At 70.6% G+C, this 16238-nt stretch carries 14 protein-coding genes and 1 riboswitch; of the genes, 7 read left to right on the top strand and 7 right to left on the bottom strand.

What is annotated here, in order from left to right:
• Positions 1-168: 168 nt before the first annotated feature.
• Entirely contained in the window at positions 169-2088 is a 1920-nt protein-coding gene (locus AB0N82_RS16750) for an ABC transporter ATP-binding protein (protein WP_363393279.1), read from the top strand.
• Entirely contained in the window at positions 2085-3902 is a 1818-nt protein-coding gene (locus AB0N82_RS16745; protein ID WP_315993419.1) for an ABC transporter ATP-binding protein, read from the top strand. The genes AB0N82_RS16750 and AB0N82_RS16745 overlap by 4 nt, the downstream gene beginning before the upstream one ends.
• A 64-nt stretch (positions 3903-3966) precedes the next feature.
• Here the strand turns inward: AB0N82_RS16745 and AB0N82_RS16740 are convergent, their stop codons facing one another.
• Positions 3967-4152 (bottom strand): hypothetical protein, encoded by a 186-nt coding sequence (locus AB0N82_RS16740; RefSeq protein ID WP_363393276.1) that lies wholly within the window; start codon positions 4150-4152, stop codon positions 3967-3969.
• 78 nt (positions 4153-4230) lie between these two features.
• Entirely contained in the window at positions 4231-4683 is a 453-nt protein-coding gene (locus tag AB0N82_RS16735) for a GNAT family N-acetyltransferase (RefSeq protein WP_315993417.1), read from the bottom strand.
• A gap of 128 nt (positions 4684-4811) precedes the next feature.
• Here AB0N82_RS16735 and AB0N82_RS16730 point away from each other — a divergent pair, with 128 nt between their 5' ends.
• The gene (locus tag AB0N82_RS16730; protein WP_363393273.1) at positions 4812-5357 is read left to right on the top strand and encodes a hypothetical protein; all 546 of its coding nucleotides are present in this window, start codon (positions 4812-4814) and stop codon (positions 5355-5357) included.
• A 114-nt stretch (positions 5358-5471) separates the two neighbouring features.
• Positions 5472-7691 (top strand): NADP-dependent isocitrate dehydrogenase, encoded by a 2220-nt coding sequence (locus tag AB0N82_RS16725; protein WP_363393270.1) that lies wholly within the window; start codon positions 5472-5474, stop codon positions 7689-7691.
• Positions 7692-8072: 381 nt separating this feature from the next.
• Here AB0N82_RS16725 and AB0N82_RS16720 read toward each other — a convergent pair whose 3' ends face one another.
• The 3 genes from AB0N82_RS16720 to AB0N82_RS16710 all read right to left on the bottom strand — a co-directional run bounded on the left by AB0N82_RS16720 (position 8073) and on the right by AB0N82_RS16710 (position 11384).
• Positions 8073-9473, bottom strand: coding sequence for a L,D-transpeptidase family protein (locus AB0N82_RS16720; RefSeq protein ID WP_315993414.1), 1401 nt, complete (start codon positions 9471-9473; stop codon positions 8073-8075).
• Between the two features lie 124 nt (positions 9474-9597).
• The gene (locus AB0N82_RS16715) at positions 9598-11001 is read right to left on the bottom strand and encodes an FAD-linked oxidase C-terminal domain-containing protein (protein ID WP_363393267.1); all 1404 of its coding nucleotides are present in this window, start codon (positions 10999-11001) and stop codon (positions 9598-9600) included.
• Positions 10998-11384, bottom strand: coding sequence for a YrdB family protein (locus AB0N82_RS16710; protein ID WP_363393264.1), 387 nt, complete (start codon positions 11382-11384; stop codon positions 10998-11000). Before AB0N82_RS16710 ends, AB0N82_RS16715 begins: the two co-directional genes overlap by 4 nt.
• 352 nt (positions 11385-11736) lie before the next feature.
• A riboswitch (ZMP/ZTP riboswitch) is annotated at positions 11737-11822 on the top strand.
• Between the two features lie 57 nt (positions 11823-11879).
• Between AB0N82_RS16710 and glyA the strand changes: the two genes are divergently transcribed.
• The 3 genes from glyA to AB0N82_RS16695 all read left to right on the top strand — a co-directional run bounded on the left by glyA (position 11880) and on the right by AB0N82_RS16695 (position 14923).
• Positions 11880-13154 (top strand): serine hydroxymethyltransferase, encoded by a 1275-nt coding sequence (glyA, locus tag AB0N82_RS16705; RefSeq protein WP_363393261.1) that lies wholly within the window; start codon positions 11880-11882, stop codon positions 13152-13154.
• A gap of 255 nt (positions 13155-13409) precedes the next feature.
• Positions 13410-14291, top strand: coding sequence for a bifunctional methylenetetrahydrofolate dehydrogenase/methenyltetrahydrofolate cyclohydrolase (locus tag AB0N82_RS16700; protein WP_363393258.1), 882 nt, complete (start codon positions 13410-13412; stop codon positions 14289-14291).
• A 149-nt stretch (positions 14292-14440) separates the two neighbouring features.
• Positions 14441-14923: a cytochrome C5 gene (locus AB0N82_RS16695; protein WP_144829129.1), complete on the top strand. Its 483-nt coding sequence runs from the start codon at positions 14441-14443 to the stop codon at positions 14921-14923.
• 70 nt (positions 14924-14993) lie between these two features.
• On the opposite strand, the gene hxlA is transcribed toward AB0N82_RS16695, so the two are convergent.
• Together hxlA and hxlB are read right to left on the bottom strand one after the other, a co-directional pair.
• Complete coding sequence (gene hxlA / locus AB0N82_RS16690) at positions 14994-15617, bottom strand: 3-hexulose-6-phosphate synthase (protein ID WP_144782503.1); 624 nt, start codon at positions 15615-15617, stop codon at positions 14994-14996.
• 29 nt (positions 15618-15646) lie between these two features.
• Positions 15647-16219: a 6-phospho-3-hexuloisomerase gene (gene hxlB / locus AB0N82_RS16685; protein WP_315993408.1), complete on the bottom strand. Its 573-nt coding sequence runs from the start codon at positions 16217-16219 to the stop codon at positions 15647-15649.
• Between the last annotated feature and the right edge of the window lie 19 nt (positions 16220-16238).

The raw sequence follows: 16238 nt of genomic DNA, 5'->3' as shown, positions 1-16238 counted from the left end.
TCGCCCCGGCCGCCGCGTTCTCCGTCGCCGCGCGTCCCGGCCGACGCTCCTAGGGCCCGCGTCCGCGCTCCGGCGCTCGCGCTTCCGCCCTGACCGACGAAACCCGTCGCGCCCTCGGCTTCCCTGTCCGCGCCCGATCCCGGCGCCCGCTTCGACCCCCTGAGGATCATGACCACCTCGACGACTCCGAAACGTCTCTCCACGCCGCGCGCTCTCGCGCGGTTGCTGCCCATCGCGCGGCCGGTGCTGCCGCGCCTCATCGCGGGCGCCGTCACGGCGCTCATCGCGAGCCTCCTCGCCCTCGCCATCCCGCTCGTCCTCGAGCAGATCGTCGCGGGCCCCATCGCCTCCCTCGACCCCGCCGCGCTCGTGTGGGGCTCGCTCGCCGTGCTCGCGCTCGGCCTCGCCGAGGCGGCGATGGTGTGGCTGCGTCGGTGGTTCGTGCTCGCGCCGGCGACCAAGGTCGAATACGACCTGCGCCAGTCGTTCTACTCGCGCCTGCAGCGGCTGCCCGTCGCCTTCCACGACCGGTGGCAGTCGGGGCAGCTCCTCTCCCGCATGATGCAGGACATCAGCATGCTGCGCCGGTGGCTCGCCTTCGGTGTCATCCTGCTCGTCGTCAACATGCTGACGATCGCGATCGGCGCGATTCTGCTCTTCCGCTGGCACTGGCTGCTCGGAGCACTGTTCCTCGTCACCTCGGCCCCGGTGATCTACGTCGGCTTCCGCTTCGAGAAGCGGTACGGCGCCCTCACCCGTCAGAGCCAGGATCAGGCGGGCGATCTCGCGACCTCCGTCGAAGAGAGCGTCCACGGCATCCGCGTGCTCAAGGCCTTCGGCCGCGGAAAGCACGCGCTGCAGAAGTTCACCCGCCAGGCGGAGTCGCTGCGTGAGACCGAGATCGACAAGGCCCGCGCGGTCGGCTGGATCTGGTTCTGGCTCGTGCTGCTGCCCGACATCGCCTTCGCCGTCTGCCTCGGCGCGGGGATCGTGCTGGCGCAACTCGAGCAGCTGCAGGTCGCCGAGCTCGTGGCCTTCTTCGCCATGGCCACCGTGCTGCGCTGGCCGATGGAGTCGATCGGCTTCCTCTTCTCGTTCCTGCTCGACGCGCGCACCGCGACCGACCGCATCTTCGAGGTGTTCGACGAGCAGAACACGATCGTCGACCCGGAGAACCCGCGTTCGATCGCCGCACCGCGCGGCGAGCTCACCTTCGAGGGCGCCCACTTCCGCTATCAGGATGCCGCCGGCACCGAGCCCGATCTGCTCGACGGGATCGATCTGACGCTGCGCCCGGGCGAGACGATGGCCCTCGTGGGCCTGACCGGCTCCGGCAAGACCACGCTCACGACCCTGCCTGGCCGGCTCTACGACGTCACGGGCGGACGCGTGCTGCTCGACGGCGTCGACGTGCGCGAGCTGTCGCTCGCCGAGCTGCGGCGCCAGGTCGGCATGGCCTTCGAAGACGCGACCCTGTTCTCGCAGACGGTGCGCGACAACGTCCTCCTCGGGCGCGAAGACCTCGTCCCGGGCTCGCCCGAGGCGGAGGAGATCCTGCGCGAAGCCCTGCAGGTCGCTCAGGCCCAGTTCGTGCACGACCTGCCCGACGGTGTCGACACCGTCATCGGCGAGGAGGGGCTCAGCCTCTCGGGCGGCCAGCGTCAGCGTCTCGCCCTTGCGCGAGCGGTCGCCGCCCGCCCCGCCGTCCTCGTGCTCGACGATCCGCTGTCGGCGCTCGACGTCGACACCGAGGCCCTCGTCGAAGACGCCCTGCGCGAGGTCCTCAGCGAGACGACGGCCCTGGTCGTCGCCCACCGGCCCTCGACGGTCACCCTGGCCGATCGCGTCGCGCTGCTGGAGAACGGGCGCGTCACGGCGGTCGGCACCCATTCCGAGCTGCTGCGCGAGAGCGAGCACTACCGCTACGTCATCTCGAGCCTCGAAGAAGCCGAGCGCGAGGCGCGGACGGGAGCCATCTCGATCATCGCTCCCGACGAGGACTTCGCGGACACCGACGGGCGCCGGGCCACGGCATCCGGAGACGCCCCCACCGACGACGCCCTCACCGAGAAGGAGGCGACCCGATGAGCACCGCGACCGTGTCCGGGACCAGCGGCGAAGACCGCTCCGACTACACGCGCGCCGAGAGCAAGGCCATCCGGCAGCGCTCCCTCCGCCTGCTCGGATCGCTCGTGTCACCGCTGCGGTGGCAGCTCGTGCTGGCTGCGGCCGTGCTCGTCGTCTCGACGGCACTGCGTGTGGCCGGTCCCGCGCTGATCGCCTACGGCATCGACAACGCGCTGCCCGCCGTCATCGAGCGCAGCGATTGGATGCCGACCTACGGCGTTGTCGGCGTGTACCTGCTCGCGGGCATCGGCGGTGCCGTGCTGATCGGCTGGTACGTGGTCGTCGCCGCGCGTCTGACGCAGGCGATCATGCTCGACCTGCGCAAGCGCATCTTCCTGCACACGCAGAAGCTCAGCCTCGAATTCCACGAGTCGTACACCTCCGGCCGCATCATCTCGCGTCAGACGAGCGACCTCGACACCATCCGCGAGCTGCTCGACGGCGGACTGAACGAGCTGGTGTCGGGGGTGCTCTACGGCCTGTTCACCCTCGCCGCGCTCTTCCTCATCGACTGGCAGTCGGGGCTGATCCTCACCGTCATGGGCATCCCGATGTACCTGCTCATGCGCTGGTTCTACACGCGCTCGCAGGTCATCTACCGGGAGTCGCGCGTCATCAGTGCGCAGGTCATCGTCAAGTTCGTCGAGACCATGACGGGTATCCGCGCCGTGAAGGCGTTCCGCAAGGAACCCCGCAACGACGCCGAGTTCGGCGCGCTCGCCGCGGATTACCGCGACGTCAACATGCGCTCGATCCGTCTGTTCGGAACGTTCGAGCCGGGGATCATGGCGGTCGCCGCCGTCTCGGTGGCCGTCGTGCTGCTGTGGGGCGGCGGTCGCGTCATCGCCGGTCCGCTCGAGATCGGCGTACTGACGGCCGCCGTGCTGTACGTGCGCAACTTCTTCTCGCCCCTGCAGGAGGTCGCGTTCTTCCTGAACTCCTACCAGTCCGCCACCGCGGCACTGGAGAAGGTGTCGGGCGTCCTCGAGGAGGAGCCGACGGTTCCCGACCCGACCGACCCCGTCGACCTGTGGAGTGCCCGCGGGCACGTCCGCTTCGACGAGGTCACCTTCGGCTACACCGAGGGTCGGGTCATCCTGCCGAACTTCACGCTCGACATCCCCGCGGGGCAGACGATCGCCCTCGTCGGCACCACCGGCGCCGGCAAGACGACGCTCGCGAAGCTCATCTCGCGCTTCTACGACCCGACGCAGGGTGCCGTCACCCTCGACGAGGTCGATCTGCGTCGCCTGCATCCGAAGGATCTCCGCCGCGCGATCGTCATGGTCACCCAGGAGGCGTACCTCTTCAGCGGAACGGTCGCCGACAACATCGCGCTCGGCAAGCCCGACGCCACGATGGACGAGATCCGCGCCGCCGCCCGTGCGGTGGGCGCCGACGGCTTCATCTCGAAGCTGCCCGACGGCTACGACACCGACGTGAACAAGCGCGGCGGTCGGGTCTCTGCGGGCCAGCGTCAGCTGATCTCCTTCGCGCGCGCCTTCCTCGCCGACCCCGCGGTGCTGATCCTCGACGAGGCGACGGCGTCGCTCGACATCCCGAGCGAGCGTCTCATCCAGGATGCGCTGCAGACGTTGCTGGCCGACCGCACGGCGATCATCATCGCGCACCGCCTGTCGACGGTCGCGATCGCCGACCGCGTGCTGGTGATGGAGCACGGTCGCATCATCGAGGACGACACCCCCGCCGCCCTCATCGCCGGGACGGGCAAGTTCGCGCAGCTGCACGCGGCCTGGCGGGAGTCGCTCGTCTGACCCCGGGCGCCGAGAACATCGGATGCCACGCCCCCGCCTGACGCGGGGCGCGTGGCATCCGTCGTCAGTCACGCGGAGCGCGGCGGCGAGCCCGTAGGTCGAGGACGCCCCGCAGGACGGACGTCACGGCAGCGGAAAGCAGAATGGCCGTGGTGGCGATGCTCCACCAGTGCGGAGTCGAGCCCAGCTGAACGAGGCTGTAGGCCGCGAGCGCGACCCCGAAGGGGATGGAGAACCACGGTCCGGACACGGGGACACCGTACGAGGAAGCGGATCCTCCGTACGCCCGGAGGCTACAACCTCACCCGGGAAGCAGAAGTGGTTCGCCTCACACGCGAACGCGCGCGATGACCTCGCCGTACTCCGTCTCGTCGACGGGCTCGAAGCCGACGCGCTGGAAGAAGGCCTCCGGGCCGCCGACGCCGGGCTCGTAGATGACATCGACGTGGTCCATGCCGCGACGGCGCGCCTCTTCGAGGAGCTGCCCGAGCGCGAAGCTGCCCACACCGCGGCCCTGGTCGTCGGCGTCGACGTTGATGCGCCACAGGACGGAACGGAAGTGCTCCTCGGGCGCCTCGCCGTCGAAGTTGGCGCTCACGAAGCCGACGACCTCGTCGCCGTCGAGCACGACGCGCTGCCACGACGTCGACGGGTTCATCACGGTCGCGGCGATGCCGTAGCTGACCGGGGCGAGGAACTGCTCCTGGCCGGGCTTGAGCGAGAGATTGTTCACGGCCACGATCGTGGCGGCGGACAGTTCGACGAGACGCAGGTCAGCCATGCGCCCAGGCTAGCGGCACCGTCGTCCCGGCCCCAAGATCCCATGCCACCGCATGCGTTCGGCGTCATGGTTTTCGCGCCCCCGCCCGCCCGCCGCCCCGCCCCGGACACCCGCCGTAGGCTGAATCGATGGATGCCGCCACCCCGCCGCCCGCGCGCCCTCCCCGCGCCGAAGACGGACCGGCGGGCCGATGGAAGATCGCCCGCGCGTGCGTCCTCCACGTGGCGCGAGAGGCGCAGGGCGCCACGGTCGACGCGGTGTCGGCTGCTCTGGCGCGGGCGCACCTGCGCCCGGCGCCGGAACGCACGAGCTCCGCCGATCCGGGGGCGACGGGCGAGAGTCTCTGGGTGTGGGAGCGCGGCGACGTCGTCAGCGAGGCGCTGTTGAACAACACCGGGTTGTCCCTGTTCACGACGCGCATCGGGCCGTTCTCCCTGAAGGCCGTGGTCGTCGTGACGGCGCGCGTCGAGCGAGAGGAGTGCCGCGTGATCGTGTCGATGGTGGTCGGCAGTCAGCTCGCCGACGAGATCTCCCGCGAGGTGGATGCTGCGATCGACGGTCTCGCCGCGAAGGGCGCCCGGATCGAGGGGCCGGGGTGGATGCGCGTCGCCGACCTTCCTCGCGACACCATGGCGCATCCGAAGACGGCCCGGGAGCACGGCATCCGCGCCTGAACGGAGTCCACACGACAGGGGGGCGCCGAGTGGAACTATCTCGACATCAAGAGACTTTGCCCTGGTGCGATAGGCTGGTTCGCAACCCTGGCCGCCTCTACGGAGAGATCTGACGTGCCCGATTCCACCATCATCTACACGTACACCGACGAGGCGCCGGCTCTCGCCACCGCGTCGTTCCTGCCCATCGTGCAGGCCGTCACGAAGCAGGCGGGCGTCGACGTCGAGACCCGCGACATCTCGCTCGCCGGCCGCATCCTCGCGGCCTTCCCGCAGCGCCTCACTCCCGAGCAGCAGGTGGGCGACGCCCTCGCCGAGCTCGGCGGTCTCGCGACGCTGCCCGAGGCGAACATCATCAAGCTGCCGAACATCTCGGCATCCATCCCTCAGCTCAAGGCGGCGATCGCCGAGCTGCAGGCGCAGGGCTACGACATCCCCGACTACCCCGACGAGGCGTCGAGCGTCGATGAGAAGGACGTCCGCGCCCGGTACGACCGCATCAAGGGCTCGGCCGTGAACCCCGTGCTGCGCGAGGGCAACAGCGACCGCCGCGCGCCCCTGGCGGTGAAGAACTACGCCAAGAAGCACCCGCACCGCAACAAGGCGTTCGGCGAGGGCTCGAAGACCCGCGTCGCGACCCTCGGCCACGACGACTTCCGCTCGAACGAGAAGTCGGTCGTCATCGCCGACGACGACGTGCTCACCATCCAGCACGTCTCGGCCGACGGCACCACGAAGACCCTCAAGGACGGCCTCAAGGTCCTCCAGGGCGAGATCGTGGATGCCACGTTCCTCTCGGCCGCGGCCCTCGACGCGTTCCTCGCCGACACGCTGGCCGAGGCCAAGGCCGACGACGTGCTCTACTCGGTGCACCTCAAGGCCACGATGATGAAGGTCAGCGACCCGATCATCTTCGGTCACGTCGTGAAGGCCTTCTTCGCCGATGTCTTCGACCGTCACGGCGACGCCCTCGCGGCCGCCGGGCTCACCCCGAACGACGGCCTCGGCTCGATCCTCGCGGGTCTGGCGAACGTCGAGGGCGGCGAGGCCATCGCGGCCGAGATCCGCGCCGGTCTCGAGAACGGCCCCCGCCTCTCGTACGTGAACAGCGACAAGGGCATCACCAACCTGCACGTGCCCTCCGACGTCATCGTCGACGCCTCGATGCCCGCGCTCATCCGCAACGGCGGCAAGCTGTGGGGCGCCGACGGGGGAGAAGACGACACCCTCGCCGTCATCCCCGACTCCTCGTACGCCGGTGTCTACCAGGCGACCATCGAGGACGTCATCGCCAACGGTCCGCTCGACCCGGCGACCATCGGCTCGGTACCGAACGTCGGTCTCATGGCTCAGGCCGCCGAGGAGTACGGCAGCCACGACAAGACCTTCGAGATCCCGGCCCCGGGCCGCGTGCAGGTCGTCGCCTCGAACGGCGACGTGCTGCTCGAGCACGAGGTGAGCACGGGCGACATCTGGCGCGCGACGCAGACCAAAGACGTGGCTGTCCGCGACTGGGTGAAGCTCGCCGTCACGCGCGCCCGCGCGACCGGCGTTCCGGCCGTGTTCTGGCTCGACGAGACCCGCGCGCACGATCGCAACCTCATCGCCAAGGTGCACGAGTACCTCGCCGACCACGACACCGAGGGCCTCACCATCGAGATCCTCGCTCCGGCCGAGGCCACGCGGTACTCGCTCGAGCGCATCCGCCGCGGTGAGGACACGATCTCGGTCACCGGCAACGTGCTGCGTGACTACCTCACCGACCTGTTCCCGATCCTCGAGGTGGGCACGAGCGCCAAGATGCTCTCGATCGTGCCGCTGCTCGCGGGCGGTGGCCTGTTCGAGACCGGTGCCGGTGGCTCCGCCCCCAAGCACGTGCAGCAGCTCGTCGAGGAGGACTACCTCCGCTGGGACTCGCTGGGTGAGTTCTTCGCCCTCGCGGCCTCTCTCGAGCACCTCGCCGACACGACGGGCAACGACCGCGCCCGCGTGCTCGCGCAGACGCTGGATGCCGCGACCGGCACGTTCCTCGAGAACGACAAGTCGCCGGGCCGTGCGCTCGGCACGATCGACAACCGCGGCAGCCACTTCTACCTCGCGCTGTACTGGGCTGAGGAGCTGGCGAAGCAGACGACGGATGCCGACCTGGCCGCCGTCTTCGCCCCTGTCGCCGAGAAGCTGGAGGCGGAGGAGCAGACCATCGTGTCCGAGCTCAACGCGGTCCAGGGCCACCACGCCGAGATCGGCGGCTACTACCGCCCCGACACGGCGCTCGTCGAGAAGGTCATGCGCCCCTCGGCCACGCTGAACGCGGTCATCGACGCGCTGCGTTGATCGCCTGATCCCGAGAGGGGCGGATGCCATCGGCATCCGCCCCTCTTTCGTCGTCGCCCCGCCCCGAGACCGTGCGCTGGGCCGATCCGTCGGCCCGGGTCGGCGTGCACAGCTCCTGCAGAGCCGCCGCTCCCGCTGGCGATGAACATTCGGCCGAGCCGTAGCGCAGGAGTTGTGCGCGCGAGGGACCCGATCCCGGGGCGGACGGGCCGGCCGAGGAGGGGAACTCCTGCGGTGCGTCGCGCCCACGGGGACGGCCCGCGTGATGTCGCGCCCGCGTGAGCGGACGGGCTGTCGCACGCCCACTCGAGGGAGGGGCCCCGAAACGGGACGAGGGGCGGATGCCGAATGGCATCCGCCCCTCTTCTGAAGGATCCGGGCTCAGTAGTGGACCGACACCTCGGTGCCGCGGTAGGCCCAGTCGTACAGCTCCTTGGCCTGCGGGATGGTCATGTTGATGCAGCCGTGGCTCATCGGCGTACCGAAGTTGTTGTGCCAGTAGGTGCCGTGGAAGCCCTCGTCGCCGTTGAAGTAGGCGACCCAGGGGACGTCCTTCGTGCAGTAGTCGTAACCGGGGACGCAGCCCATGTCCTGCATGGCCGTCTTCCAGCCGATGCGGAACTCGCCGGTGTGGGTGGCGTGGTCGCCCGCGCCCGACGAGATCGTGTAGGTGCGGTACACCTGCCCGTTCTGCCAGAGCGTCGTGGTCTGCGTGCTGAGGTTGACGTCGATACGGCGCTCGGTCTTCGTCGTCTCGAACGGCGTCTCGGCCACGGTCAGGGCGTACCGCCCGTTGCCCTCGGCGAGCTGCGTGGCGAAGGCCGCGGCGATGCCGGCGGTGTCGCCGAGCGAGCGTCCGGTCTGACCCTCGGTGTTGGTGTGGATGACCTCTCCGCCGGTGTCGACGATCACGTCGGCGTTGATCGCCCCACGATCGACCGCGGCGGGGAGCCCGGCGACCGCATCCTGGATCGCGGCCTCGTCGGCCGAGATCGCGAACGCGCCCTTGCCGTCGGGAGTGACGGTGAGCCACGAGGCGGCGGTGGCGCGGTCGACGGTGACGGTGCGCTCGTCGCCGACGTAGAAGCCGGCCGAATCGAGAATGCCGTTGAGCGTGCCGACCGCGGCCGCGGCCTCGTCGGTGGAGACGGGGGCGTCGACGGGCACGAGCGAGGCCTCGACGGTGGTCGCAGCGGTGCCGGCGTCGAATGCCGACTGCAGCGCCGCGGTAACCGCTGTGACATCGATGCCTTCGCCGGCCTCGGCGGGGGTGGTCACGTAGGCCTGCGACCCGGCGTCATACGCGACGGTCGCGTCGACGGGAGCGCGGTACGCGCCGGGGGCCTTGTCGCGAAGAGCTGCGGCGGCCTCGGCCTCGTCGATCTGGACGGACACGCCCGTCCCCTGCGGGAACCACGACGAGGGCTTCCACATCGGGTTGTCGGCGAAGGCCTTGTCGGCGAGGGCTGCCGCGTCGACGGTCGCGCCGAGGTCGGCACCGGTCACGACGACCTCGCCCGCGGGGCTCTCGACCGTGACGGCCGTCTGCGCCAGACGCGACTCGATGGCCTGCGCCGCAGCGCCGGCCGTGAGACCGCCGATCTGCACGCCGGCGACCGAGGCCCCGGGGGCGATCAGCACGAGCGACGCGGCGATGAGGGCCACGGCCGTGGCACCGGCGGGGATGCCGATCCACAGGCCGGAGCGGTTCTTGCGCGGCTGGGGCTCGGCGGGAGCCCAGGCGTACGTCGCGCCGTCGGTGCCAGGTGCGCCGTCGGTCATAGTCAAACCCCCCGGAAGTCAGTCTTCCCATGGTAGAGGCGCACACTGCGCGTCTGCCCTGAGCAATATCACGGTCTGATCACGCCCGTGGCGCGACGCGGCCGTGCCGGCCGGGAAGCGCGACTCAGGGAGCGAACACCTTGCCGGGGTTCAGGATGCCGAGGGGATCGAAGACGCGGGCGATGTCTCGTTGCAGGGCCCACTGATCGTCGCCCAACTCCTCGGCGAGCCAGCGTCGCTTGAGCACGCCGATGCCGTGCTCACCGGTGAGCGTGCCGCCGAGCGCGAGCGCCGCGCGGAACAGCTCCTCCGCCGCCTCCCACACCACCGGGGGGACCTCGGGCCCCTCGAAGACGAAGTTCGGATGCAGGTTGCCGTCGCCCGCGTGGGCGACGGCGGGGATGACGAGGCCGTACTGCCGTTCGATGCGGGCGATCTCGTCGAACATGTCGGGAAGCGCGCTGCGGGGTACCGACACGTCCTCGATGAGGGGGGTGCCGAGCGTCTCCATCGCCGGGTGCATGGCCCGCCGCACCGCGAGCAGCTCCTCGCCCTGGGCCGCGTCGGCCGCGACCGACACGCGCCCTCCCTCGGCCTCGAGCACCGCGGCGATCGCCCGCGCTTCATCGACCGCGGCGGGGCCGTCGGTCTGGATCGTCACCTGCGCCGCGCCCGCGGGAGGGGCGGGCAGCGAGAGCAGGCGGTGCACGGCGGCGAGGCTCGTGGCATCCATCAGCTCCATGATCGCGGGCTGCACTCCGGATGCCGTGACCGCGGCGCAGGCGACGGCGGCGGCGCGCACGCCGTCGAACAGGGCCGTCAGGGTCACACGCTCGCCTTCGACGAGGCGGCGGAGCTTGAGGGTCGCGCCCACCACCACGCCGAGTGTGCCCTCGGATCCGATCACGAGCGAGGTGAGGTCGAGGCCGGTCACCCCCTTCACGCTGCGGTGGCCGAGGTGGAGGAGGCGGCCGTCGGCGAGCACGAGGTCGACGCCGAGCACAGCGTCGCGCACCACGCCGTACTTCGCGCACAGCAGGCCACCCGCACCGGTGGCGATGTTGCCGCCGACGGTGGAGATGGCCCGGCTCGCGGGGTCGGGGGCCCACCAGACTCCGTGAGATTCGAGGTGGGTGTTGAGGTCGGCGTTCAGGATGCCGGGTTCGACGACGGCCAGCAGATCGTCGGGGCGCACCTCGAGCACGCGGTCCATCGCGCGCACCGACAGGCTGATCTCACCGCCGCCGGTGTTGGCGCCGCCCGCGAGTCCCGTCCCCGCTCCGCGCGGCACGACGGGCGTGCGCGTGGCGGTGGCGATGCGCATGACGGCCTGGACGTCGGCGACGGATGCCGCGTGCACCACCGCGAGGGGGAGGCCCTCGGCCGCGTGGCCCGATTTGTCGGCGCGAGCCGCCTCGAGGGCGGCGGGGGCGGTGTCGACGCGCGCGCCGAGTTCGGCCCGGAGCAGCGCGAGGACGTCGTCACCCGCGCGCTGCGACGGCGTGAGGTGCGCCGTCTCGTCTGTCATGCCAGGCGCCGGCGGCCGTTCAGGGCGCCGAAGACGACGGCGACGATGGCGAAACCGAGGCCGATCCAGGCCTGGCCCATGCTCCACCACGCCACGGTGGCCGCGGCGTAGACGAACAGCTCGACGATGGCGCGCACGAAGGGGTGCACGGCGAGCACCGCGCGGGGTGAGACGAACAGGGCCCAGACGACCACGGCCAGGGCCGGGGCGCCGATGCCGGCCACGATGTTCCACGGCAGCGGCCACGCGGTGAAGCCCCAGATGGCGAGCGTCACGAAGGCGAAGAGGCCGCAGACGACGCTGCCGATCTCGACCGCCGTCGGCCGCGGGCGCATGCCGGGAGCGAGGGGCGCCTGCGCGCGGACGTTGGGGGAGTCGGTCACCCCGCCATTTTACGCGGGCCCGCGGGCTCGGCATCCGGGATCGCTCACCGTCGAGCCGATCGCGCCGCAACCGAGGTCCCTGAGCCTGTCGAAGGGACCGGGCCCGCGCCGACCGCGGCGGCGTCGGCACGCTCAGCCCCCTCGCCCAGCTCAGGTCCCTGAGCCTGTCGAAGCCACCGGGACCCGCAGAGGCCCCGGTGGCTTCGACGAGCTCCGCCACCTCTGCGTCGGACAGGGCTGACGCGGACCGTGGCGCCTTCGACATTCTCAGCCCCCTCCGCGTCGAGAGGAACCTGTGGAGCAACGGTGGATGCCGGGTCACGCGAGGCCGCGCACGTGATACGCGATACAGTGGCACCGTCGCGACTGGCGTTGAGGTGGGACACCACCGGGGAGCGACCGCTTGACGGTATTCGACCGCACGCCTGGGTCGATGCGGTATCTCCGCGGACTCGCCGAGTCCGCGGCATCCGGAACCATCGTCAAGGAGATCGCATGACCGATCCGTACTTCAACGCCCCTCTCTCGGAGGTCGACCCCGAGATCGCCGAGGTCCTCGAGCGCGAACTGAACCGCCAGCGCGGCTTCCTCGAGATGATCGCGTCGGAGAACTTCGTGCCCGTCTCGGTGCTGCAGTCGCAGGGCTCGGTGCTGACCAACAAGTACGCCGAGGGCTACCCCGGACGCCGCTACTACGGCGGCTGCGAAGAGGTCGACGTCGCCGAGTCGCTCGCGATCGCGCGCGCCAAGCAGCTGTTCGGCGCCGAGTTCGCCAACGTCCAGCCGCACTCGGGCGCCTCCGCCAACGCTGCGGTGCTGCACGCGATCGCGCGCCCCGGCGAGACGCTGCTCGGTCTCGCCCTCGACCAGGGCGGCCACCTGACGCACGGCATGAAGATCAACTTCTCGGGCCGTCTCTACGACATCGTCGCGTACGGCGTCGACCCCGAGACCTCGGTCATCGACATGGACGAGGTGCGCCGTCTCGCCGTCGAGCACAAGCCGAAGGTCATCATCGCCGGCTGGTCGGCATACCCGCGTCAGCTCGACTTCGAAGCGTTCCGCGCGATCGCCGACGAGGTAGGCGCCCTCCTCTGGGTCGACATGGCGCACTTCGCCGGTCTCGTGGCCGCGGGCGTGCACCCGAGTCCGATCCCGCACGCGCACGTCGTCTCCACCACCGTGCACAAGACGATCGGCGGCCCCCGCTCGGGCCTGATCCTCACCAACGACGCCGACATCGCCAAGAAGATCAACACCGCGGTCTTCCCCGGGCAGCAGGGCGGTCCGCTCATGCACGTCATCGCGGCGAAGGCGACGGCGTTCAAGCTCGCGATGACGCCCGAGTTCAAGGAACGTCAGGAGCGCACGCTCCGCGGAGCGGCGATCCTCGCCGACCGTCTCACCCAGGACGACGTGAAGAACGCCGGCATCGCCGTGCGCTCGGGCGGCACCGACGTGCACCTCGTGCTCGTCGATCTCCGCGAGGCCGAGATCGACGGCAAGCAGGCCGAAGACCTCCTCCACGACATCCACATCACCGTCAACCGCAACGCCGTGCCGAACGACCCGCGTCCGCCGATGGTGACCTCGGGCCTTCGCATCGGCACCCCGGCGCTCGCGACCCGCGGCTTCGGCGACGTGGAGTTCACCGAGGTGGCCGACATCATCGCCCTCGCGCTGATCCCGGGCGCCGACGTCGAGGCTCTCCGCGCCCGCGTGGCGACGCTGACCGAGGCCTTCCCGCTGTACCCCGACCTGCAGCAGTGAGCCGTGCCGGGGCGGGCGTCGCGCAGGCGGCCCCGCCCCGGCATCCGGTGTCCGCTTTTCGCGGCGCGGTCCCCGGCGTCGCATTCGTCCGGCGCAGGGCCGCGATAAACGCTGATTCTGTCGAAACACGGTGCGACGCCGCGTGTCTCACGAGGATCAGCGTTTATCGCTGCGGTGCCGTGCCACCCGGCGGCGGCGGGGCGCGGCACCGCACCACTTCATGACACGAACGACACACACAGAACGAGGGATGCCATGACGGCGACGATTCTCGACGGTAAGGCCGCGTCGGCGGCGATCAAGGCCGAGCTCACCGAGCGGGTCGCGGCACTCCGCGAACGCGGCGTCGTGCCGGGCATCGCCACGGTGCTCGTGGGCGCGGACCCCGCTTCGCAGCTGTACGTCGGCATGAAGCACAAGCAGTCCGAGGCGATCGGCATGAACTCGATCCAGGTCGAGCTGCCCGCCGAGGCCACGCAGGAGGAGGTCGAGGCCGTCATCGACCGGCTCAACGCCGACCCCGCCTGCCACGGCTACATCGTGCAGCTGCCGCTGCCGAAGCACATCGACACCGACGCGATCCTCGAGCGCATCGATCCGGCGAAGGATGCCGACGGCCTGCATCCCACGAACCTCGGTCGTCTGGTGCTCAACGTCAACGCGCCGATCCACACGCCCCTGCCGTGCACGCCGCGCGGGGTCATCGAGCTGCTGCTGCGAGGCGGCTACGACCTGAAGGGCAAAGAGGTCGTCGTCGTCGGCCGCGGCGTCACGATCGGCCGCTCGATCGGGCTGCTGCTGACCCGCCGCGAGATCAACGCCACCGTGACCCTCACCCACACCGGCACGGCCGACCTGGCGAAGCACCTGCGCGAGGCCGACGTCATCGTCGCCGCCGCGGGAGTGAAGCACATCGTGCAGGCCGCCGACGTCAAGCCGGGCGCCGCGGTGCTCGACGTGGGCGTCACGCGCGAGACCGACCCCGAGACCGGAAAGTCGCGCGTATACGGCGACGTTCACCCCGACGTGGCCGAGGTCGCCGGATTCGTCTCGCCGAACCCCGGGGGCGTCGGTCCGATGACGGTCGCCCTGCTCATGACGAACGTCGTCGAGGCGGCGGAGCGCGCGTCGGCCTGACGGTCTCGCCCGACGTGCTCCCGGGCGGTGTCGCCGGCGTCCCCTCACCACCGCCGAACGGTGAACCACGACCTGCCGCCGGTTGAACACACGGAGCATCGCCCGCAATGGGGGAGGCGAGAGCTCTCCGGACGTGTCAGAGTTTGTACATGACTGAGTCCGTGCTGAACGACCTCCTCCGCCGCGTCACCGAGAGCGGCCTGCTCGACGACGCCCAGATCGACGAAGACAGCGTCATCGGGTCGGGACACCTGGATGCCGCCGGCGTCGAGGTGGAGGTCGACCTCGACCCCGAGATCGACGAGGAAGATGCCCCCGACCTCGACGCGATCATGAGCAACCTCAAGGACGTGCTCTCGGTCGGCGAGGAGCGCTGGCGTGCGATCGTCGAAGAGGTCGCGAGCGACATCGAAGACGCCCTCGACGACGACGAGCTCGATGCCGACGTCGACCTGCGCACCGACCTCGAGGCGATCGGGGTGGGCGTCTTCGCCGACGCGATCATCGTGGTCTTCGCCGGTCAGACCTCGTTCCCCGACGCTCTCGTGCACGTGCAGCTCACGCCCGAGCTCGAGGTCGAAGACATCGAGATCGTCGGCGACGACGACGAAGACGACGAAGACGAGGACTGACCCTCGACACCACGAAGGGCCGGACGAGCGATCGTCCGGCCCTTCGTCGTTCTCGGGATGCGGTCGGCGCTCAGACGATCGCGGCGCGCAGTTCGGCGGCGGCGGCGCCCACATCGGGGGCGCTGTAGATGGCGCTGCCGGCGACGGCGACCTGGGCGCCCGCCTTCTGCACGTCGGCGATGCTCGACGCGTTGACGCCTCCGGCGACCGAGAACGGCACGCCCGAGGCTTCTCCGTCGCGCAGCAGCGTGGCGAAGGTGAAGCCCTCTTCGGCCTGCTCGTCGAGGCCGGCGTGCATCTCGACGAACTCGACGCCGAGGGCGATGACCTCCTTGGCGCGGGCCGGCTTGTCGGCGACCCCGATGAGGTCGACGACGACGCCCTTGCCGTGCTTCTTGGCGGCGGTGACGGCTCCGACGATCGTGCTGTCGCCGGCGCTGCCGAGCACCGTCACGAGGTCGGCTCCGGCGCCGAAGGCGATGTCGGCCTCGAGCTCGCCGGCATCCATCGTCTTCAGATCGGCGAAGACGATCTTGTCGGGGTGCGCCTTCTTGATGGCGGTGATGGCCGAGAGGCCCTCGCTCTTGATGAGCGGGGTGCCGAGCTCGAGGATGTCGACGTGCGGCGCCGCGGCGGCGGCGAGGTCGAGGGCGGCCTCGGTGGTGAGGGTGTCCATGGCGAACTGCAGCTTCATTCGGGGGTCCTGACTGTCGGGGCGGAGGGTCATTCGAGGTTCGCGTGGCGGGGCCACAGGTCGTCGGCCGAGAGGCCCGAGCGCTGCCAGAGCGCGTCGAAGACCGCATCGCCGACGAGGACGACGGCCTGCTCGAACAGACCGCCGGCGTATTGGGTGGAGGCCGTGCCCGAGCGATCGAGCTTCGTCGCGGCGGGCACCACGACGAGGGCGTCCGCCGCTCGCCCGAGGGGCGAGTCGGGCGCGGTGGTGATCGCCACGACGCGCGCGCCGACCTCGGTGGCCGTCTCGACGGCGCGGACGATGCCGGCCGTCGTCCCCGAGCCGCTGGCGGTGAGGAGCACGTCGCCGGCGCGGATCGCGGGGGCGGTGGTCTCGCCGACGACGTGCACGGCGAGGCCGAGGTGCATGAGGCGCATCGCCGTCATCTGCAGCGCGAGGCCCGAGCGTCCGGCGCCGAGGACGAAGACGCGGTCGGCGCCGCCCAGCACCTCGAGCACGTCGTCCGCGCCGTCGCCGGTGGCGAGGCTGTCGACGACCGAGGTCAGCTCGCCCGAGATGCGGGTGAGGGATGCCGCGATGCCGGCGTCGGGGGAGGTCATGTGTCCATGCTTCGCCGGG

The sequence above is a fragment of the Microbacterium sp. NPDC089186 genome (assembly GCF_040685115.1).
Taxonomy (GTDB): Bacteria; Actinomycetota; Actinomycetes; order Actinomycetales; family Microbacteriaceae; genus Microbacterium; species Microbacterium galbum.
The sequence above is the reverse complement of the archived record's forward strand: the minus strand, read 5'-3'. Positions and strand labels throughout refer to the sequence as shown.